Here is a 19,129-nt window from a genome sequence, read left to right on the forward strand (position 1 = left end):
ATGCCTAGATATGCACCAGCGGTAGTTCCGGATTAGCCGAGGCAATTAGCCCGTTGATGGCTTCAGCAAAGGCCAGCCCTTTGCCCATGGGGTAGAAGAACCGATACATGATCTGGAAGGGACCGCCCCCGAAAATGTTCGGGGTTGCCAGACTAGGCTGCAGCGTCAGCTGGTACTCGTCATAGAACTGGGACGGATCGGTAACGAACTTGTTGCCGAATACTTCACGGATCCGGGGATCGAAGGCATACTCCTTGAGGAAGTAACTCAGACTATCAAGCTCGGCCTCCACAATATCGGAGCCTTTACCGATAGCCCGGTCCGCTGTCTGCAGCACCGTAAACGGAATGTCCCGGGGCTCGTCTGGAGACGACGTGTAGTCGTGACTATGCGTCGAGATTTCGATATAAACCGGTGAGTCATCGTCAATGCTACGGCCCGTATAGGGGAAGTTCTCCTGGGTCACCGTCTGTTTGAAGCGGGCACCCTCGAAGATCAACCCGTAATTGACTCCCGTCTCGTCACCCGGTACTGGCAGGACTGGCTCCCAGTCCATACCGTCGAAGCTGGCCGGGCGGCTAAACGTATAATCTTCCAGAGCACAACCATCGACAATCGAGTTGTCCGACAATACGGTCGTCTCGTAGACGTGGACACATTGACCGGTAGTTACCGAGGAAACCGTCAGCGTTGGGTAACGGGCCTGTAATTCGAGTAGTCGATCTGTTCCGCAAGCTGTATCCTGCAGAGTGATTCGGTATGCACGGCTGATTTTCTTACGGGTGCCGGCAGCGGCCCAGCTGTAGGTAGCACCGGCCGGTCCCCGGCAGATGTCCCGGCTGATACCCAGGTAAGCAATCGTAGTAGCCGACGCGCCACTGGTAAGTACCGTATCCGTGTTGGTGTCGTTATCAACATAAACCAGATACGTATCCCCCGAGGTCGAGGTACGTACTTTCTTACGGCTGATCTGACCTGTCAGGGCTGGTAATGAACCAGTAGCTGTGCCGGCAGGTACCGTAAATTCAAAGGCTTTGATGCCGTCGACAGCTGTCCAGCCCGCTGGACAAGAGGCACACTGATCCAGGATCTGGGGAGAACTGGCCGTTGTATCAGCCGGAGCCGCCCCTGTTTTAATTGTTTGGTAGGTTGTGTTGAGGCCGTCCCGCTTTACCCGCTTGATAACCAGGGCTGGATACATCCCCTGAATTGAACCCAGGGCATCTTCTGAACCGTCATCGACTACTGTCACCTGGTAAACGTTCAGGGTCGTGATGTCTCCAGCCGAAGGTGGCGTAGTGTACTTGGTGATTTTTTTACAACTGGCGAGTCGGCTGATAGGTACCGATCCAAACGTAGCCCGGTGATAGGCATCGTAGATGGCCTGCTGCAAACGGGCACCAGATTCCTTGCCACTTAGGTCATCGCAGGGACCAATGGTTTTAGCATCGATATACAACTCGACAACGTGCGGGATATTTTTGTTGGTCAACCGTTGAACAGGTGTACCTTTCAAATAGATATACACCTTCAGATTCTCACCCCGATTGGCCGTAATGGTTTTACTCAGATCGTTCGAACCGTCGTAGCCCAGGGCCACAATCGGCTCTTTGCTGGACGGCTTGGCTTTGATACCCCGCCAGGCGACGATCTCACTGGCCTTGAAGTCAATAGTCTGGTGAACCCAGTTGGGCAGCAAGGCCCGGTCAACCAGTGGATCGTAGGATTGATCCATACCCAGGGCAATGCGGAACTCAGCGCCTTTGGCATGTTTGGGGGTGGTGGTACCTTTGAAGGGCTGTCCCTTCCCGTTGCTTTGGAAAATACCGATTTGGTGAAGGCCCAAACTGGCTTTGTCCACCCCAGCAAACAGGGTTGGGTTGTTAGTTACCAGCGTAATCCGCTGGCCTTGGTTAAGTTTTCCCTGGTTCATATAAGGAATCGGTCAGCTGGACCGTACAGGTTATGGGAAAAGGGAGGGGGGTTGGTTAGAAGGTTTCGCGTTCCTCGGTAGCGATTCGGTCAGCGGCCAGCTGGAAGCCACCACTCGATTGCCAGATGCGGAACGCTTCTTTGGCCAGCCGGTCGAGAATCTGATCGCAAGCTACATCCTCCAGCTCTGGATTGATGGTAGATGCGGCAGAACCTGAATCGGTGATATAGCCGTTTAGATCGATATTGACCGGGTAGCGGTAATACGTGAGCTTAACCTGGTCGATCATAAAGTCGGGGGCCAGGTACAGATGCAGCCCATCGGCCTGCAGCGTATAGAGCGTTTCCCGCCAGTCCCAGCTGGGATTGTTTAACGGATCCCGAAGCAGCTCAGAGAGGTTAGCCATATCCGTCGGCCGGGCATCGAGTGACACTAACAGCTGGGGCTGCTCCCGGTAGAACGCCCGGGGCCGCACCTGTTTGAGTCTAGCCCAATGGAGTGGGCTGGTGTCTGCCACCACTTCCAGCTCCTGGGCCATTGTTTTTACCGGCAGGATCGTACTCACCAGCAGCCGGGAAAGATCATCCCGCTCATCGGAATCATCTTTTTTAGCCAACGACTGGTGGATCCACCGCCGTTGTTCCCGGTTCCAGAGGCTAACGAAGGCCGCTACCGGGAAGTCGAGGTTGACGCCCCGGTTGAGCTCGTTGAGCAGCAGCCGGGCGTCATAGTAGAGGTCTTCGGCTGTTTTCATCTACCAGTGTGGCAAGAATTCCTCCAGGATCTGAGCCAGCAGTTCCTGCTGACGGGTCAGACTCAGCTCACTAATTACATCGAGCTTGGTGCCTCCCAGTGGGGTCCCTTTATAGGTCCACTGACCAGCTTCCTTGCCAAACTTGTGACGACGCATGGCCGTGTCCACTACGTACTGAATCTGCAACGTGGTATTGTCTTTTTCGATCTCGTCCTTCAGATGGCTCCACTCTTCGATGGATTTGAGCTTGGAACGGTAGTTAATCAGCTGCATGTACAGCGACTCCCGGTCCATGTGCTGGTTAACTGGCAGCGCCAGCCCCGAACAGATGTAGAAGAGTTTCTCACGGCTGTTTTTGATCAGACTGATCTTACCGGCTACCTCATCCATCAGCTCCTGAATCTCTACCTTACGTGAGGTATGCTGTACGGAATTGTGGACATACAGGAACGTATTAAGGTATTCCGGCTCGGAGAGCTGTTCGTAGCTATCGGCCACAAAACGTCCCGCCAGGGCTACCGTATACTTCAGTTTATCCAGGGGCAAATCCAGATCCCAGGTCAGGTCGTGGCCACCCACTTCAACCAGATCAATCTCGAACTCCAGCCAGTAATCCGAATGAGGTCCCAGGTCAACACCGAGTTTGGCTTCGAGGTCCTTCTTAAGATCCTGAATCTCCTTGATTTTTTTGGCCCGGGTTTTGGGATCGGCAATCGATTGTACCGATGGAGCATTTTCATTGAGACCCGTAACGAAGGTACGTTGGTCGCGTTCCTTGCGGGCAAAAACAGACTGACGGGCGGAAGGGTGGACAGCCAGGTCCAAGCGGTCGAGGCCAAAGTACTTGGCGGCTTCAGTGGGCCGCTGACGGATGGTAACTTTCATGGAAAAGTGAAAACAGTGAAGGAAACAACCCGGACCGGAAGGTCCAGCCCGGGTTGCGGAGACGAAAGGAAGAGGGGGTTAATCGTAGTCGAGTGGGTCTTCGCGTTCGATCAGGATTACGCGACTTGGGTCTTTAAGCCATACTTCACCCGCCCAGAACAATTTGATTTTGAAGCCAAAGAAGTCACCCGAGCTGATGTGGGCGTTCTTACCGGCACCGGCATACTGCATGAGGAAATCCGGGCAGTAGTCACCGATCTGGAAGACCGTATGGGTGTCTGCGTAGTTCTTCGGCTTGAGCATAACGATGTTCTTGCCGTTGTTGAAACTATCTACCTGACCCTGTGGAATGGCATTGGAGAAGGTAGGATCGGTTAGATCCTTCACTAAAATAGAGTACGAGCTGTTCGGATAACGGCCGTAGAAGGTCGTCTCCGATTTGGTGCCCTCAAAGTCAAGCGCTGGGTTGTGCTCGATCATTACCTCACCGGCTTCGGGGAAGTTATAGGACACGAATCGGAACCCACCGTAACGCAGGTTCATCGAATCACCCGACAACAGACCCTTCAGGGCTGGGTGGTCAGCTAGTACTGTGAATGGGTTGTCCTTACGGTACTCCTGGGCAAAGGCTTTCTGAATTTCGATGAGAGCCCCCATGCCCATCTCGAATTTCACCCGGCGCATGTGCATCGGCAGATCCGAACGCCCGTAGAACATGGTACCCACCACGTCTTTCAGGATGTTGAGCAGCTGGCGGGTATCCGAATACTGTCGGTACATCCCCGTTTTCAGCTGTGGATAGAGACCCATACCCACGCGGGCCATCGTACCCCGGCCGTCGTAGATCACCCCACCGGTATTCCACATGCAGTGCATTTCCTGCATACGGGCCTGTTCGCGGTAGAGCATCTCGATGATGGTTGGCATCCAGCGGCCAGACCCTTTAACCTGCTTGGAGCGGTCGTAGCGGTCCTTGTTGTTTGGATCGTAGGGATCCCCCATCGTCTCAAACATGTAGACAATAGAAGCCAGGTGTGGGTTGCAGTACTGGTTCAACAGGCTCTTGTCCATTCCTTCCGGAATTTTCTTGAGCTCGATCATATCGGCATTACCCGTCATTACGTGCTCCAGGCCCTGCAGGGTCTCCCCCGTCTGGAACATGAGCGTCTCGTAACCGTCCGAGTCATTGCTGATGGCCGAATTCTCGGTTGACCATTCGGTTTTGATATGGCCGATTTTAAACCATTCCACGTCCGGCTGCAGGAACTTGCGAGGTACGTACGCCTTGGGATCGGTGGACTTCACCCGCAGACAGTACTTCCAGCCCGAACTATACGGCTCCACTTCCTCGTCGAAGACCACGTAACACTGGACACCGATTCGGCGGTTGTAGGTCAGAATGTCCCCTTTCTGGTAGCGGTTGGTGTCGAGTACCGTATAAAACTTCTCCCGGCCAATACCAACGCGGTCCTGGTCGCCGGCAATGTCTTCCAGTACTTTGGGCAGGCTGGTTTTGTAGGGAACCGTGTAGGTCAGCTGCTCCCCCATCGTGTTGGTATACTGAACGTTACCGCTCAGCTCCGTCATCGAGATGATAGGGGTATTGACAATCTGGTAGTGATTCCAGAGTTTAAGCAGACCCAAATACTGCTGTTGAGAACCAAGCATCTGGGTAACCGTATTGGCTTCCGTGTGTTTAGTGCCCAAATTCAGCTGGGTTCGGCCCATGGCTACGCCATGCTGCAGGCCGTTCACTGGTGATCCAGGTTGAATCATTAGGATTATTGGATAAGGGATTTGTAGGCAGTATTGATCGACTGCTGGTAGGTACTAGCCCCTCCAGCGGACCGGCCAGGGCCGGGTTGATCAATGGCTTGGGAAGCGGTTCGACTGGGGGTAAACTGAAGCCCCTGGAAGGTTTTGTCGACCGTCTGGTTGATTACGGGTTGCGTGAGGTTCTTGATAAAGTTGTCCTCGTCGAGGACGAATTCGGCAAACCGTAGGTACTTTTCCGGATCTTTTTTAAGTTGATAAATCCGGTAGTCAAGTTCGGTCAGGATCTGGCCGTTAGGGGCTTTGTAGCGGTCATCGTAGATGTCCTTGAGCCGCTGGTTCATGGTGTCGGCCGACACATTTTTATTTTGCAGGATTTTCTGAGCAGCCGACCGTTCACCGGCTTTGCGATTCAGCTCGGCCTGCTGAGCGGCTTTCTGACGATCCACCAGGGCTTTTTGGTCGGCCTGGATTTTGGCCCCCCACTGGCCTTCGACAAACGTAGCCTCCTCGTCGAGTTCGGTCTTGGATAGCTCCAGGCCCTTAATGTGCCGATCAATTCGGGCTGCCGGCCACTGCTGGGCTTCGGCATAGTACTTTCGGATGGCAGCGATCTTACCACTGTCCGATTTGAAATCAAGCTGAGCCACCGCTTCTTCGGCCTGTAGCAGATGGGCCATCTGGGCGGGGTCTCCCCCATTCTGGATGTAGTCCAGCACCCGTCCTACCCGTTCATTGCCGTTAACGGTTTTATCCCACTTGGACTGGTGGCGGTGTTGCTCCTGGAGCTGGGCCAGCTCGTGATACCCGGCCTCATCCAGATCCAGTTCATCGAAACCCTGTACAGGTTGCCAGACGCCGGCATCGATCAGCTTTTTGGCTGAGGCCTTGAACACCTGGCGGGTATAAGCATCGATTTCGGCCTGCTGATCGGCTGATAGGTTATTCCCGGCAGCTGGTGGGGCAGCAGGGGGTTCAACGACAGGGGGCGTGACAGGTGCCGGTGGGGTGGCTGGTGGCGTGTTTGGGTCAGCAGCGGGAGGTGTAGCAGCAGGTGTTGCCGGGGCCGGTGTTGGTAGTGGAACGGGAGCAAACAGATCCTCATCATCGAGGGCTGCATTGGCCGCTGAAACAGGTTGAGGGTTTAGGTTAAAGAGTTTGTTCAGATCAGGGGCTGCCCCACCGGACCCCGTAATGGGATCCGGCGTGGCCGCTGGTGTGGAAAGAGGCTCGGCAGGGACCGGCGGAGCAGCCGGCGGAGCTGGTGTGGGTGTAGGAGTAGGTTCAAACAGTTCGTCAATGAACTGGTCCTGGCGGGCCACTGTGAAGGGGAAGTCCATAGGATTGGGGCAAAAATATGGGGGTGAAAGGCCATTTGGGGAGTTGATCACCAAAAGCCGAATTGGTGGTATAGCCGAACCGACTAAAAATCCTTATTTGGATTTATCGCCCATAACACGGGCATTCTGATTTTTCTGGGCTTGAAGGCGGGCTTGCTGGGCGAGAGTCTCCCGTTTTAGGGTCCGGTCTTTCTCCCGATTCTGGTTATCCAGCAATAGCTTTAAGCGATTGTCGTCCTGTTTGCGGGACTCCAGGTCGAGTTTGGCCTGGTCGGTCTGGGACTTCTGGTTGAACTTGTCGTACTCCAGTGCATCGGGTGTCCCTGAGTTGTCGGTATCGCCCATGGTGGCATTGTTGCGCCCCCCGAACGTACGGATGTAGGCCTGCCGTTCTTCGGAAGCCCGGTCGAGCTGGTTTTCGTTGGACTCCCAGGTCTGCTGGTCTTTCTGGAGCTGAGCTTTCTGATCGATTTCGGCCTGCTTCTGCTCGAAGGCAGCCTGCTGGTTTTGTCGGTCTTCGTCTTCCCCCTGACGGAGTAGTTCCAGGATTCGTTCGACGGAGTTGGTCGATACCATCTCCACCCGGTCCGAAATCCGGGTTAGCATGGTATTATTTTCGATACCCAGCTGGCGGATCGTCTCCAGAATACGGCGTTCCTCCTGGGCATCGGTAACGTACACCGATAGCTGGGCCAGCAACAGATCCATCCGGTTGAGCCGCAAAAAGGCATTGGAAAAGTCACTGTTGGTAGCAGCGGCAACGATGTCTTCATTACGACATTCGACGTACTGGGCAAAGTCGAGGTCTTTCTTGAGCACCCGTTGTTTGTACTGGTAGAATCGGGTGAAGATGCTGGATGTCTGAACGTAGGAATTCTGGGTAGCCGTCTGAACGCCGGTAGCGGTCTCGTGAGCTTTGATGTCGGCCATCCGCTGGGGAGCCATACCCAGCTGTTCGAGCCCCATCTGTTTCATGTTCCGGGCCAGCTCGTAGCGGGCCAACATGCGACTGGTGGCTTCCAGGTTGATAACAGCCGGCAGCTGGCCTCCCCCGTTGGCTCCCTGGAGCTGGTGAGGCCGGGTATCGACGGGAGCCACCCGGATGGACCGGATGGATTCCATCCATTTTTCCCAGCCATCTTCCCCACCCCAGTCCTTGATGTTAGGAATGGCATTGACATCCAGCATCATAAAGGGCAGCACCTCTTCCTCGGCAATTAGCACGGCCTGGTTCATAAACAGGTTGTGACTAATCTGGAAGGGCTTGATGCGGTCGACTACCGACTGGGACTTGGCATTGCGGTTATTAAAGACCTCACCGACTACTGGCAGTTCACATTCGTAGAGAAAGCCGTCTGGTTTACCCTGAAACTCCAGGGGTTTGATATTCAGATACAGGGGTTTCTGGGTTGTAGCGGTTCCGAGTGGAGTGATCTTGATACCACCCCAGACCTCATTGATCCAGGTGTACTCGATGGTCGGACGACCGTCCCAGTCACTAGCCGGTTCTTCCCCGTAGAGGTTACCCGATACTTCCCGAATATCGGCAGGCAGCACCACCGATTCATCGACAATGACCTTTTCAAAGAGGCTCGTCTGGGGATTGATCCAGCTGAGCTTACCCAGCTTTTTCTGGGATTTCCAGTAACCTTCCGTTACCTGGTAGAGGTTATTGATGTAGGCGCCGTAGTTGGAGATCTGATCGCTAACCTGGAAAAGCTCATCGTACCAACCAGGTCCGGTCGTCTGACTGACCTGGGGAAACATAGTCATCATCCAGGGATTGTTGGTCGGGATCCGGCTGGCATAGGGCAACCCGTCGGGCGACAGGTAGCTAATGTTATTACCGAACCAGTCTTTCGGTTTCCACCCACCCTGATACTGAGCCGGAAGCTGGCCGTGGAGCTCTTCCAGCTGCTTGCCACTCATCAGGTGGCCGTAGCGGTCGATGATGTCGGACAGTGAGAGGATAAAGGTGCGACCAACATAGTTGCCCTTTTCAATTTCCCGGACTTCGGGAGACTTATGAAAAAACGTGTGGACTGGGTTCCAGGTCTCCTGGGTGTAGCCCGTGCCGGTCAGATAGAAATGCCGGAAGCAACGGTCGGCAGCCATTTTATCCCGGAATTCGGTCTGGAATTTTTCGTCCGTACGGTAGCGTTTCCGGTTGGCCTTCATGCGGGTGTTGGCCCACTTGGCGGCTACATGCTGCCATTTGGTATCCATGTACCGCTGAATCTCGGGAGGTGTCATGGCCTGACGAGCCTCCTGAAGCTGCTGGTCATAGGCCTGGGCTTCCTCGGCTGAGCTGAAGTCAGACCGGTTGGGATCGAGTCCCATCTGGGCCAGCTGCCGGTCGATGTTTCGATTGACCTGCTCATGGACATAATCCTTCAGCATACGGGCCTTCTCGGCTTCTCGCTGGGAGTTGATCCAGTCTCCTTCGGCTATGGCCCGAAATGTGTCGGGGTGGCTTTCCAACTCACCGCTCAGGGTGTTGATGATCTGGCCGGTAAAATCGAAATGTTGCAGCCGGCTGGGAAGCTCGAATTTTTTCTGAACGGCTGCCAGCAGGGATACGTATTCGTTCTGGTCAACGTCTTCGTAATGGTAGCGGATAAATTCACCGTTCCCAATCCGGTAGTTTTCCCGTAGCTGCAGGTTGTCCCAGTACTGAGCCCGTCCGACGGCTTCCAGTGCATCCAGGTTGTGGTGCTTCCAGTCCTCATTTTTCTCCGAAGCCGGTAGCATTTGTGGCGGAAAATTCCCCACCAAAGTGGGAATGCCAGACGGAATAAATGGGTGTTGAAGCAAGGTTTTAGGCGGGATAGAAAAATGATCAGGCAAGTTTACCGCCATTGACCCGGCTTAAAAACAAAGTACCCGTTGGACGGTAGTAGATCTACCATCTAACGGGTACTTGACTGTTTTCAGAAATTTATCCGGTTATTCCAGAATTTGCCAGTCCTCAGCCAGCATGTCGGTTTGAGAAGCCAGCCAACCGATGACGGTGGCACCCGTGGCCGAGTACATATTTAGGTGAGGTAAGCGCGTGGCACTGCCGTCGGCCCCTCGGTTGTAGAGGCTTGTAGATACCCCTTCAATTTTGTCTTCGAGTTGGTGGAGGAATTCGCCATTCTGGGCATCCCAGACGGAGGATCCTTTTTCCAGGAAAACAAACATACGTTTCCCATTCCAACCCGCCCGGGCAATGCGGGCACCTTGTTTTGCGGCCTCCAGGGCCTTTCCAAAATTCATAGGATCTCCTCTAGGATTGAATCGATTTGAGCGTCGAGTTTATAGGCGACGGTCGTGCCGGGCGTAATGGCCCGTTTGGCCAGGATTAATAAACGGAGCTTGAGATAAGCCTTGTACTTTTTCAGAAAAGTAGTAACCATGACAGGGTTTCGATGTAAAAGGTCAACAAGTGGATGTAGGCTTGGAGCGCCACCGGGTGGCGGTATATCCAGCTACGAAGCCGGCTGATCATACGATAGGGGCTGGAATGAGTTTCTTCAACTGGCCCCACCCCCATTTACAGAACCTGTAGAGTAAGGGGGAAAGCCGTTGGCGGTGACACATGGGCATGTTATCCGAAGAGATCGTCGTCCCCTACTGCTGACTGGACAGTGGGATCGACTGGTGGACCGGCTTGTGGACTCAGTTGCTGGCCCTCAGCTGCGGTAGTCTGGCTATCGGCTGGGGTAGCTGGAGCTGCCGAAGCGTTTGTCTTTTTAGCCGACTTACTGGCTGATTTAGTAGAAGGCTTGGGGGCAACTGTGACGGGTACCAAAAAATCATCCGGTTTGGTATCGGCTGGTAATTCCGTCTGGGGTTGACTGTCGGGCAAAGACACTGCAGCCGGGTCAGCTGGAGGGACCAGTGTACTAACAGGCTCCGGGGCTGGGGTCCCCTGTTTGAATAGATCCAACACAGTATCAATGGCGGGGCGCTCCGTCTCTACCGGTATGGGTATATACGTCGATGCTGTATGGCCTGTTTCCTGTATACCTGCCTCGGGTAAAGTGCCGGTTGGGGCGGGCACGTACTGATCGTGAAATTCATCGGCCGTCTTAACCAGGTAGAATCCATCGGGATCCAGGATGACAAAGTCACCCAGCCGTAAAGCCGTTAACCCGGCTGGTGTTTTAACGACGGGTCCCAGTTCGGCATAAAACGGTACGTATTCATGACGGTAGGCAATCCGAAATACATTGCCGGTTTTGCGGTCGATGTGACCCCATTGAAGAAATTCAGGTAAGGTGTCCTCTCCCTGGTACTGGTAGGCATCTACGTACCGGGGTTTTTGAAGATAACTGAGCATAAGGGTTACTACATTACAGAATGATCAATCGGAAACACACCGGCCGATGACAGGTATGAATAATCAAATAGGGAATCGAAGCGGCCTGAATCCTTTCTGCCTGCGTAAAGCATACTCATGTAACTGTGTTTAGGCTTTTCAAGTAACAGGGTTCGGGTAGGATCTCTTAAACCAGGGTGGGTCCAGGCATTACATTGCTGTTTTAAAAACCAGTCACAAAATGATTCCGGTGGTTGTTTCTGGTAGTCCCTGGATTTTTCCAGTTTTTGGAGTAATCCTCTGGCTACTGCTGTTTCGTCCGGTTTAGTAGGAGCCGGACTGGGGGTCCAACCCCCGTCTAAAAAGGGCGTATTTTAATCGTTATCTGACTGAGTCGATCTTCAAACACCTCCGGGATGGCACGGGCTATTTTAGTTTTGGCTCCATCTTCACTAATCGACAGGATTTCTGTGATGGGTACAACCACTTCTGGTTTAACGCCGGCTTTGCGTTCATCGGCAGTTGGGTAAAAGATGGCTACACCCTGGAATAATTGTTCGTTGTTCACGGTAAAAAATTGGTTTTAAGGTTACTACAACGTGTTTATTTAGATAGGATAGAGAAGTCGAACAGCTCATCGAACGCCTTCGAATACTGATTCCAGTCCTCGGGGCTCATTTTCATACCCAGGGGTTTGACCTCATTAGGCAGGGCATCCCGCTCGGGGTTAAAGTTTTCGGTTAGTTTTCGACGGAACCAGTTGATGGTCAGCGTGTCGGAATAAGACTTCCACTTTTGAAGAGTGGTTAATCGGTTGACAACAAACAGTTCCTGGTTAAATCGGAGGATACCTTTATTGTGGTTTTCCGGTGAAATCTGGTTGATCCGGGCTGGAATGGCCTGTAGCTCGGAATCAAAGTACTCCATCTGGTTGACGTAGTTGATTAACTCTTCAACCGAGCTGAAGTAAACCGGAATGTGACTCTCGTCGATGAGGGCTTCATTCAGGCTCTCTTCCGTAATCTGGTCAACCAGAGCATTGAGTTCGGGGGTGTCTAAATCGGCTTGTGAAAAATTGGTACGGGCATCCATGCTATAGGTGGGATGAAAAAGAGTAAGAAGTATGTAAGGATCCTACCGGCGTCTGAAGCCGAAGGGAGACTTCCGAGAGGAGCTGGTTTTCCCGGATCCTGCTTGTCCGAGGCTCTTCTGGGGATCGAGGCCCATCCAGGCATTGGAAGGCGTTCGCTTTTGTTCCGTCACCGGTTTAGGTTCCGGTTTGAGGATGGCCATCGGGAAATACTTGTTGAGGTATTTCATGTAAGCCAGGGCGTGACCGTTACCAACGGCCCGGTCGTAGTTGCCCTTAATATTGGAGGGGTCGATGGCCAGGTACTCATCGATCAGTACCGGGTCCAGCCAGCGGGTATAACCGTAAATGATATTCTCACTGGTAACGTTACCCGAGGCATCCGTGATCTTATCGACCCGGAGTACCTCCCCGGCATATTCCACTGAAGCCCCCAGCCAGTAGGCAATGTTTCTTTCCGTAGGGGCTAATCCGTACGAAGAAGCCGCTTTCGATTTGGGATTAATAGTTTGCTGGAGGCTCCAGGTTTCCACCAGGAATTTCTCAGCTTCCTGCCGCTCGTCGAAAAAGTTGAGGACCATGTCATTACTGACCTCGTGGAGCATCTTCCCTCCATACAGAATTAGAATCTTCCGGATGGTGTGGAAAAAAATATTAGTGGACCCTCCCGGACGAGCAACGTAACTAAGTACCATCGTATCCTGGAAGGGATCACTAATATCCTCATACCGACGGCGGTAGAGATAAAAGGCACCTAGTGAGGGAGACGTACTGGTCGAAGCGGTGTTGTACGGGTCAAGCCCTCCCGCATGCAGATAATAGGCATCCTTATGGCGAGGCTCCTCATACATGATGATTGCCGCATCCAGTTTATCCGATTTCTGGGTAGGATAGTTAGCAATAGGTACCTTGTTGGATAACTTCCATCCCACATCACCTGCCTTTTCGTCTCCAATGTAAAACAGATCGACGGCCCGTCCCTGGGGGTTTTCACGTAGCCAGTCCCGGTGTTTAGTCATTCCTTCTTTATACTCTTCGAAGGGATTGGCCGAACTGGTGAGAAACATCTGGTCGATGGTCCGGGGTGCAAACATCTGGGCATTGTTACTGGATTTTTTGTCATCCGATTTCTCAGCTTTGGCAAACTCTTCATCCAGTACCCGGTTTGCTTTTTCAAAATCGGTTTCCTCCATGGGGAAGTTGCCCAGCTCACCCCCCGGGTTATAATCCAGTAACCCCTTTTTGACCAGGTATTCCCCTAGTGTGGTAATTTGTTTAAGATCCTGTCGATACCAGCCCCCCACAAAAAGCCCAGTCTTCTTACCATCATTGGTATACGTCCGTATATTGTTGGCTTCGGGATTAAGGTAAAAGGATTTTGCATCCTGAGACTTTTCAACGTTACCACCGGTGAAGGCCATAAACGGAGCACTACGTAACCCATACTTTCCTTTCAGAGCCGGTATGATGGCATCGTGTGCCGAAATAAAAGGGGCCTTGGCAATTTCATCAAAAAAATACCAGGTCGTTGATTTACCTGCCCCAACTTGGTCATTATTTCCCTCTTCGGTCAGGTAGAGGAATATACGACTCCAGATCTGTTCGGTATTGTCCTTTTGCTTGAGGCCGAATTTCACTTCGGTCTTTGCCCAGGTCTTATCAATGGAGGGCATGTAAAAGATGTCCTCGAATACCCGACCATCTGAATCCGGGGTCAGGCTGTAATTCATGCCTACGTTGAGCTTTTTGGTAAAAGTCTCTTTGTCGGCTTTGATCGAAAACAGTCCTACTATCTCCGAGTTCCGAATCAGCTTGAGCTGCCGGCAGCACATGGATACCATGTTGTCTGTTTTGCCGATTTGCCGGGCACCTCCAACACAAAATATCTCTTTGGCTAATCGGGCCAGGTCATATTCAGTGTGTATGATCCAGTCGTTGTCCCGCAAATTGGGACGCATAGCTAGTCGGGGTCGTCGCTCGTCATCGGTATCGACCATGAGCAAGTGGTGACACAAATGGTAATAGAGGGAACCAACCAGTGGCACCCCATTAATATTTACCCCAATGAGGCATTTTTCGGTTTCAGCCTCTTCGAAAGCCTGCCGGTCAGGATGCCCATCCGGAGGAATATCCCCCGGTTTCATGTTTATATAAAGCTCGGGGGAATGAATATTAAATATGTCACTTTCCATTAGGCCGAAGAGGAATCTGAATTAAGCAGCAACCGTTCGACACGGGATGGGAGTTGTCCTTGCCCTCCACGAATTTCAACCACATCAGCAGCACCTTTCCGCATTTCTTCCAATTGGGGAAGCAGCTTGGTCAATTGCTCCATAGCTTTGATGTTGGCAGCAAATTGAGCCTCAATTGTGGCAATGATCGTTGGAATAGATCCCCCATTCGCTGTGGTTTTATAGGCCATTCGATCCTCCAGTTCGTGGACAGGTCTAGCTTCCAGAAATTGGATGTATTCATCCACTTTCTTTTCCAGGTATTCCAGCTCGGGCAGTGTGTAGGTGTGTTTTGCCTTAGCCATAACCGAGGAGCCTAGTAGTTAGTCGTCTCCGGGAAGAGATCGGAATAGGTCTTTTCCATCGAAGGGCGGGGCACTTGTGGTGATTCGCCTGGCAATCCGAATAGCTGGACCAGAATATGATCAGCCGCTTGCCGGCGGGTTTTATCCTGCCCTTTTCGAAAGGCGGTCCCACACATGACCCGTTTAAGGCCCATTGTTGTCTGGGGCAGTCGAGAGGTGTAAATCATTAGACCGAATTCATCCATCCAGGCATCTTTATCCTCCAGATAGGTAAATCCAAAGGCCTGGAGGAGCTCCGTGGTTAAGGGAACATCGTGTAGGTTTTCCATCTGAAAACTGTCGGGGTGAAGGGTGTATCATCCGGCAAAAGCCTCCCATTTAAGGGGCTGACTGTTACCGGGGTTATTTTGGTTGTAGTAGCTCAGTCCGCACATGTTGTCGGTACGGAACGAGAGGACTTTGTAATCAATGTCACAGGAACAGATGCTGCAATGCAGATCCTGATCGGATCGATTGGTGAAATAATGCCCCCCAAACAAAGCATCAAATTCAGGTGATGTCTTGGCATTTAGGGAGTTAAACGGGCATCCCTGACATAAGGCCATTCGCCGGTCGGCTTCGGCCGCTTTTTGGGGATCCAGTTCACCGGCCGTCTGGAGAGCTTTGTTCCAGCGGGCCTCTAGTACGTTGTCAATGTTTTTGGCTCCCTGAGCATAGTAGTGAGCCATTTCGGCAAAATAAGACCGGGGTTTTGTCGGGTCCATTATGAAAGAGAGAAGAATGGTCGGGTCCCCTGCTGCCGCAGTCGGACCCGGAATGGAGGTGGCTTGAAGGAAGGAACGGCAGACGGGAGGAAAGGCCTTACTACGGTTGGAAGCACATTATCCGGTTTACAGGCATTTTACCGGCTCTTTCAGGATTTGGCAGTTCAAAGATAGTTTATTTATTTTTACCCGTATAGCGGTAGCCCAAAATATTTTTTAATCGCCACAGTTTGGTGACATTTTCCCGGCACTCCTGCTGGACGGCCTGGACATTATAGGCGGGCTGACCGGGTTGCTTCAACCGTCGGTGCCGGATAAGATACCCACCTAGTTGTTTGAACAGCAGGGAGGGGTTGGTATAGAAGGTCCCCAGGTAGCGGATATAGTAACCTACGTGATAGGGATTGGCCAGCTGAGCTCGTACGTGTCGCCAGTACTCATCATTGATCCGGGCAATAGTCGATTCCGATATTTTCAGATCCATCGACACCTTCCGGTTGATCTGGTTAATGTCCTTCATTCCAGCCGAATTTGATTACGTAGGCCATCTTATCGCCCTCCTGTACGGCCTGTACCAGGACGGGGTCTACGACATAGGTTCGGAACTTTGTATTCTTCAGACTAATCACTCCCTGCTTGCGAAGGTTACCTCGGATCTTGGCCAGGGTATGCCGGGCCATCTCTTCGCTCAGGTTGGGTAGTACATCACTGACCAGTAGAGTATCGGTTTCTCCACTCACCCCATGTAGGGCATAATAAGCTAGAACGGTTAGTTCCCGGTAGTTATATTTCCAGTGACGGAGTAGGTAGTAAATTTCCAGAAACTGGCGGATGGCATCAATGCGGGTTGGGTGCTGACTCGGGGCTATGATTGTAGCCATGTTTTTGTCTGTAGTCGCTAATTAACTTGGTTACTTCTTTCCGCAGGTACGGAGTGTGGTAGGGAATTCGGGTACCGTCGTCGAGACAGTGAGTGAAACGGGTGGACCGGATTGTATAGCCGCACCGTTCCAGCATTCGGCCGTAAATGGAGATCTGTAGGGCATAATGCCAGTAGTTGGTATCGTGCAGGTGGGCCACAGGAGCCTGCATCTTATCGTACCGATTGGTCTTTTTTATTTCCTTATTAGTCTTCCAATCGTCGAGGTCTACGTACCGGATAGCGGGTCCATCCGTTGTATCCCACACATAAATACCATCCTGTTTTACCAGGTTAAGTGTGGAGGGTTTGACGAGTTCCGTCGAAATCCAGCATCGGTCAATCTGACCAGCTGTCTGCTCAAGGTGATCAAAAACCAGCAGCTCAGGCCAGTAGCCGTCCGGTAGTTTGGCCAGATCGTACGTGTAGCGGTCCTTAGGTTGGGTAATGCCCTGTAGTTCATTATTACCTAGAATACTGTAGCCCAGCTGGTAGGCTTCATATTCCCGGGCATTATGAAACAGGGTACCTTTGGTACAGGCCTGGTCTTTGGTTTCCTGCCATTCCTGGAGAATGACAACCTGTGTATGGAGGATCTTGTTGAAGAATGCCGGGTAAGCGGCCAGTAGAAACTGCCGGAGCCTGGTTTCGGTTTTATCGGCCTGCATGATGATCCGGCTGGCCTGGCTCCACGTAGCCGACTTTTTGGATTCCTGGACTACCCGCTGGGCCGCTTTATAGAGGGACCAGTACTGTTCGAGAAAAGGCTGTTTGTAGTGACCAATGAGCTGAGTAGCGGAGGTATATCGAATGTTATTCTCATTGGTATAGATGTGCTTTTCCGCGTCGAAGCGGACGGCTTGAACCATGAACCAGAGGAGGCTGAACCGGGGGCGGACGACTGTCCGGCTGAGGTGAAAGAAAGACTTTCCCGGCTTGTGGGCTGAAAGCCAGTTTATACCAGCTTTCTATGATTCTCCAAAGGTATAACAGTTTTTCGGTATTATACCCATTTTCCGGTAGAATATTTTTTGAGTACTCTGAAAAAAGGGTATAAATCTACCTATATTAAACCAGGTTTCTCTATTGCAAATCTGGTAAATTCTGGTTAGACTTGGTTGGTTTTCAACCTGATACTCAATGGAAATAAATCAAGTACCTGTACTCCCGGATCGGTTAAATGAGATTACCAAAAACTTGGACCGGTTTCGGGCTTACAACCTGTATTGTTTGGTAGGCGTTTGCGTGTGTGCTGTATCCACTCTGTCCGGCAAACTTACCCATACTGCCTTACTGGAATACACTGGAATAATCCTTGGGGCTGTCTCTGCATTCGGAGCCGCTTTTTTCAGTAATAAAACAAATGGCATTACTCGGGCCCTAGTAATTGAGGCAAACCAACAGATTACTTCTGTTCAAGATCAATTACGTTTTGTGGAGGCTAGTCAGAACGAGTCAAATAACTGGTTAAGTGGAAGTGAAAGTTACGGGGTTATTCTTTTTTCTATTGCTCCAACTGAAACAGATAATGAGTTTGTGGTCAGCTTTAGGGATAACGATCCTATAATTTGGGTACCTCTCTCTCGTATTCGGTTAAAATTATTTTTTTTCCAATGTGGGATTTATCCTTTGTATAATGTATCAATTTATCGTAAAGAAGATAATTGGCCAAGTACTCAGATTACACCAAATTACATTATTACTGAGACCAATAAATTTGTACCTACATATTTGGGTGAATTAGTGATGGACATTACTGAACCTATTAAATTAGACTTCCATATTTTTTCCAGGAATAAATCCTGGGAGCAGTCTATTGAAATAGATTTAAAACAGTTTTCTGAAAATGGAGGATTAAATAAATCAGTATTGTTAAAAGAAATGGAGCACCCCCAACGGGTTGTTTTACAGGATTTACAATTACTTCCCCGTAGCCCTTCTGAGTTCTATAGCAAACTCTTTATTGAGGACCTGTTTAATTTATTTGCTATAGATTCCAGGAAGAAGCTGTATGATTTAATCAGATCCATTCAGCCTCTTTAACCGGTTTATTTCCTTCATATCCCCGTTCCAGTACATCCTTTAATCGGGCGGTTCGGCTGCTGGTTGACCCCCGAAAGGTAAATCGAGGATTGACAATATAGGTCCCTTTGGCACTGGACAGCAAGGCCTTATGACTCTTTAGCTCGTAGATCACATTGGATACCGTTTTGGGACTGATTCCAAAATGATCGGCAATTTCCTCCCGTAATCCCTTATTGATAGCAAAGGTACGGCCGTCCCCATTCTGGCGGGCCAGGTATCCATATACCATTATCTCCGGACAGGGATTTAATTTATTAAGCATCTCCCAGAAATCATCGTATACCATGTTGTAGGGTTCTTTGGCATTGACCAGGTATTGGTGTTTGGTTACTGACCGGTTAACTACCTTTCCATCGTGGTCCACGGTCATAGACTCTTCGACTAATCCTGTCTTTAAATATGGTTTATCCATTATACCCGTTTTAACCAGCTGGAAACAAATATACCGATTCATTTTATTTTACCCAACTCAATGCCCTATTCTGGGGCATGAATCACCCCTGAACTGGGGCATATATATGCCCTATTCTGGGGCATTGATAATCTCGTAATTATCTGGTTTACTGATCATTAACCCCTCCTCTCTTCTTCTTTCTTTCTATGGGATTTCTGGAAGAGATACCATGTACCGGAATCTGTCCAAATTTTTCAATGGGTCAAAAGGCTGATCGTCAGTGGGATGAAAGGCCGGATTAGGGTATGAGCGATTGGGATGAATGTGGTTGTCAAAATTGGTCCTATGGGTTT

At 51.2% G+C, this 19,129-nt stretch carries 20 protein-coding genes; 1 reads left to right on the plus strand and 19 read right to left on the minus strand.

What is annotated here, in order from left to right:
• Window positions 1–4 precede the first annotated feature (4 nt).
• The 18 genes from GK108_RS12735 to GK108_RS12820 form a co-directional block, all read right to left on the minus strand.
• Window positions 5–1,933 carry a hypothetical protein gene (locus tag GK108_RS12735; protein ID WP_163948356.1) on the minus strand — a complete coding sequence of 643 codons (1,929 nt, stop codon included), beginning with the start codon at window positions 1,931–1,933 and terminating at the stop codon, window positions 5–7.
• A gap of 55 nt (window positions 1,934–1,988) precedes the next feature.
• Window positions 1,989–2,549 (minus strand): hypothetical protein, encoded by a 561-nt coding sequence (locus tag GK108_RS12740; protein ID WP_163948359.1) that lies wholly within the window; start codon window positions 2,547–2,549, stop codon window positions 1,989–1,991.
• Window positions 2,550–2,687: 138 nt separating this feature from the next.
• On the minus strand, window positions 2,688–3,572 hold the full coding sequence (locus tag GK108_RS12745) for a hypothetical protein (protein WP_163948362.1): 885 nt from the start codon (window positions 3,570–3,572) through the stop codon (window positions 2,688–2,690).
• 78 nt (window positions 3,573–3,650) lie between these two features.
• Window positions 3,651–5,348 carry a hypothetical protein gene (locus tag GK108_RS12750; RefSeq protein WP_163948365.1) on the minus strand — a complete coding sequence of 566 codons (1,698 nt, stop codon included), beginning with the start codon at window positions 5,346–5,348 and terminating at the stop codon, window positions 3,651–3,653.
• Between the two features lie 5 nt (window positions 5,349–5,353).
• On the minus strand, window positions 5,354–6,685 hold the full coding sequence (locus tag GK108_RS12755; protein ID WP_163948368.1) for a hypothetical protein: 1,332 nt from the start codon (window positions 6,683–6,685) through the stop codon (window positions 5,354–5,356).
• 93 nt (window positions 6,686–6,778) lie between these two features.
• A complete protein-coding gene (locus tag GK108_RS12760; protein ID WP_163948371.1) occupies window positions 6,779–9,499 on the minus strand; it encodes a hypothetical protein in 2,721 nt (906 codons plus the stop codon).
• Window positions 9,500–9,631: 132 nt separating this feature from the next.
• Window positions 9,632–9,943, minus strand: coding sequence for a DUF2829 domain-containing protein (locus tag GK108_RS12765; RefSeq protein ID WP_163948374.1), 312 nt, complete (start codon window positions 9,941–9,943; stop codon window positions 9,632–9,634).
• Window positions 9,940–10,083: a hypothetical protein gene (locus tag GK108_RS12770; protein WP_163948377.1), complete on the minus strand. Its 144-nt coding sequence runs from the start codon at window positions 10,081–10,083 to the stop codon at window positions 9,940–9,942. Before GK108_RS12770 ends, GK108_RS12765 begins: the two co-directional genes overlap by 4 nt.
• Before the next feature lie 191 nt (window positions 10,084–10,274).
• On the minus strand, window positions 10,275–11,009 hold the full coding sequence (locus GK108_RS12775; RefSeq protein ID WP_163948381.1) for a hypothetical protein: 735 nt from the start codon (window positions 11,007–11,009) through the stop codon (window positions 10,275–10,277).
• A 337-nt stretch (window positions 11,010–11,346) separates the two neighbouring features.
• Window positions 11,347–11,556, minus strand: a complete 210-nt coding sequence (locus tag GK108_RS12780) for a hypothetical protein (RefSeq protein ID WP_163948384.1) — start codon at window positions 11,554–11,556, stop codon at window positions 11,347–11,349.
• Window positions 11,557–11,591: 35 nt separating this feature from the next.
• Window positions 11,592–12,080 carry a hypothetical protein gene (locus GK108_RS12785; protein ID WP_163948387.1) on the minus strand — a complete coding sequence of 163 codons (489 nt, stop codon included), beginning with the start codon at window positions 12,078–12,080 and terminating at the stop codon, window positions 11,592–11,594.
• A gap of 42 nt (window positions 12,081–12,122) precedes the next feature.
• A complete protein-coding gene (locus GK108_RS12790) occupies window positions 12,123–14,222 on the minus strand; it encodes a hypothetical protein (RefSeq protein ID WP_163948390.1) in 2,100 nt (699 codons plus the stop codon).
• A 47-nt stretch (window positions 14,223–14,269) separates the two neighbouring features.
• Window positions 14,270–14,614, minus strand: coding sequence for a hypothetical protein (locus GK108_RS12795; RefSeq protein ID WP_163948393.1), 345 nt, complete (start codon window positions 14,612–14,614; stop codon window positions 14,270–14,272).
• Between the two features lie 11 nt (window positions 14,615–14,625).
• Complete coding sequence (locus tag GK108_RS12800; RefSeq protein WP_163948396.1) at window positions 14,626–14,943, minus strand: aminopeptidase; 318 nt, start codon at window positions 14,941–14,943, stop codon at window positions 14,626–14,628.
• Between the two features lie 27 nt (window positions 14,944–14,970).
• A complete protein-coding gene (locus GK108_RS12805; protein WP_163948399.1) occupies window positions 14,971–15,378 on the minus strand; it encodes a transketolase in 408 nt (135 codons plus the stop codon).
• A gap of 175 nt (window positions 15,379–15,553) precedes the next feature.
• On the minus strand, window positions 15,554–15,898 hold the full coding sequence (locus GK108_RS12810) for a hypothetical protein (protein WP_163948401.1): 345 nt from the start codon (window positions 15,896–15,898) through the stop codon (window positions 15,554–15,556).
• Window positions 15,885–16,259 (minus strand): hypothetical protein, encoded by a 375-nt coding sequence (locus GK108_RS12815; protein WP_163948404.1) that lies wholly within the window; start codon window positions 16,257–16,259, stop codon window positions 15,885–15,887. The genes GK108_RS12810 and GK108_RS12815 overlap by 14 nt, the downstream gene beginning before the upstream one ends.
• Window positions 16,216–17,166 carry a hypothetical protein gene (locus tag GK108_RS12820; RefSeq protein ID WP_163948407.1) on the minus strand — a complete coding sequence of 317 codons (951 nt, stop codon included), beginning with the start codon at window positions 17,164–17,166 and terminating at the stop codon, window positions 16,216–16,218. The genes GK108_RS12815 and GK108_RS12820 overlap by 44 nt, the downstream gene beginning before the upstream one ends.
• 271 nt (window positions 17,167–17,437) lie before the next feature.
• Here GK108_RS12820 and GK108_RS12825 point away from each other — a divergent pair, with 271 nt between their 5' ends.
• Window positions 17,438–18,340 carry a hypothetical protein gene (locus tag GK108_RS12825; protein ID WP_163948410.1) on the plus strand — a complete coding sequence of 301 codons (903 nt, stop codon included), beginning with the start codon at window positions 17,438–17,440 and terminating at the stop codon, window positions 18,338–18,340.
• Here the strand turns inward: GK108_RS12825 and GK108_RS12830 are convergent.
• Complete coding sequence (locus GK108_RS12830) at window positions 18,318–18,836, minus strand: replication/maintenance protein RepL (RefSeq protein WP_163948413.1); 519 nt, start codon at window positions 18,834–18,836, stop codon at window positions 18,318–18,320. The two genes, GK108_RS12825 and GK108_RS12830, sit on opposite strands and share 23 nt — an antisense overlap.
• Window positions 18,837–19,129 lie beyond the last annotated feature (293 nt).

The sequence above is a fragment of the Spirosoma terrae genome (assembly GCF_010435915.1).
GTDB classification, from domain to species: Bacteria; Bacteroidota; Bacteroidia; order Cytophagales; family Spirosomataceae; genus Spirosoma; species Spirosoma terrae.

Bases quoted from the DNA above. Each gene is read 5' to 3' on its own strand.
- GK108_RS12735 (WP_163948356.1), bottom strand. From the start codon at position 1,933: ATGAACCAGGGAAAACTTAACCAAGGCCAGCGGATTACGCTGGTAACT.
- GK108_RS12745 (WP_163948362.1), bottom strand. From the start codon at position 3,572: ATGAAAGTTACCATCCGTCAGCGGCCCACTGAAGCCGCCAAGTACTTT.
- GK108_RS12750 (WP_163948365.1), bottom strand. From the start codon at position 5,348: ATGATTCAACCTGGATCACCAGTGAACGGCCTGCAGCATGGCGTAGCC.
- GK108_RS12755 (WP_163948368.1), bottom strand. From the start codon at position 6,685: ATGGACTTCCCCTTCACAGTGGCCCGCCAGGACCAGTTCATTGACGAA.
- GK108_RS12765 (WP_163948374.1), bottom strand. From the start codon at position 9,943: ATGAATTTTGGAAAGGCCCTGGAGGCCGCAAAACAAGGTGCCCGCATT.
- GK108_RS12770 (WP_163948377.1), bottom strand. From the start codon at position 10,083: ATGGTTACTACTTTTCTGAAAAAGTACAAGGCTTATCTCAAGCTCCGT.
- GK108_RS12775 (WP_163948381.1), bottom strand. From the start codon at position 11,009: ATGCTCAGTTATCTTCAAAAACCCCGGTACGTAGATGCCTACCAGTAC.
- GK108_RS12785 (WP_163948387.1), bottom strand. From the start codon at position 12,080: ATGGATGCCCGTACCAATTTTTCACAAGCCGATTTAGACACCCCCGAA.
- GK108_RS12790 (WP_163948390.1), bottom strand. From the start codon at position 14,222: ATGAAACCGGGGGATATTCCTCCGGATGGGCATCCTGACCGGCAGGCT.
- GK108_RS12795 (WP_163948393.1), bottom strand. From the start codon at position 14,614: ATGGCTAAGGCAAAACACACCTACACACTGCCCGAGCTGGAATACCTG.
- GK108_RS12800 (WP_163948396.1), bottom strand. From the start codon at position 14,943: ATGGAAAACCTACACGATGTTCCCTTAACCACGGAGCTCCTCCAGGCC.
- GK108_RS12805 (WP_163948399.1), bottom strand. From the start codon at position 15,378: ATGGACCCGACAAAACCCCGGTCTTATTTTGCCGAAATGGCTCACTAC.
- GK108_RS12810 (WP_163948401.1), bottom strand. From the start codon at position 15,898: ATGAAGGACATTAACCAGATCAACCGGAAGGTGTCGATGGATCTGAAA.
- GK108_RS12815 (WP_163948404.1), bottom strand. From the start codon at position 16,259: ATGGCTACAATCATAGCCCCGAGTCAGCACCCAACCCGCATTGATGCC.
- GK108_RS12820 (WP_163948407.1), bottom strand. From the start codon at position 17,166: ATGGTTCAAGCCGTCCGCTTCGACGCGGAAAAGCACATCTATACCAAT.
- GK108_RS12825 (WP_163948410.1), top strand. From the start codon at position 17,438: ATGGAAATAAATCAAGTACCTGTACTCCCGGATCGGTTAAATGAGATT.
- GK108_RS12830 (WP_163948413.1), bottom strand. From the start codon at position 18,836: ATGAATCGGTATATTTGTTTCCAGCTGGTTAAAACGGGTATAATGGAT.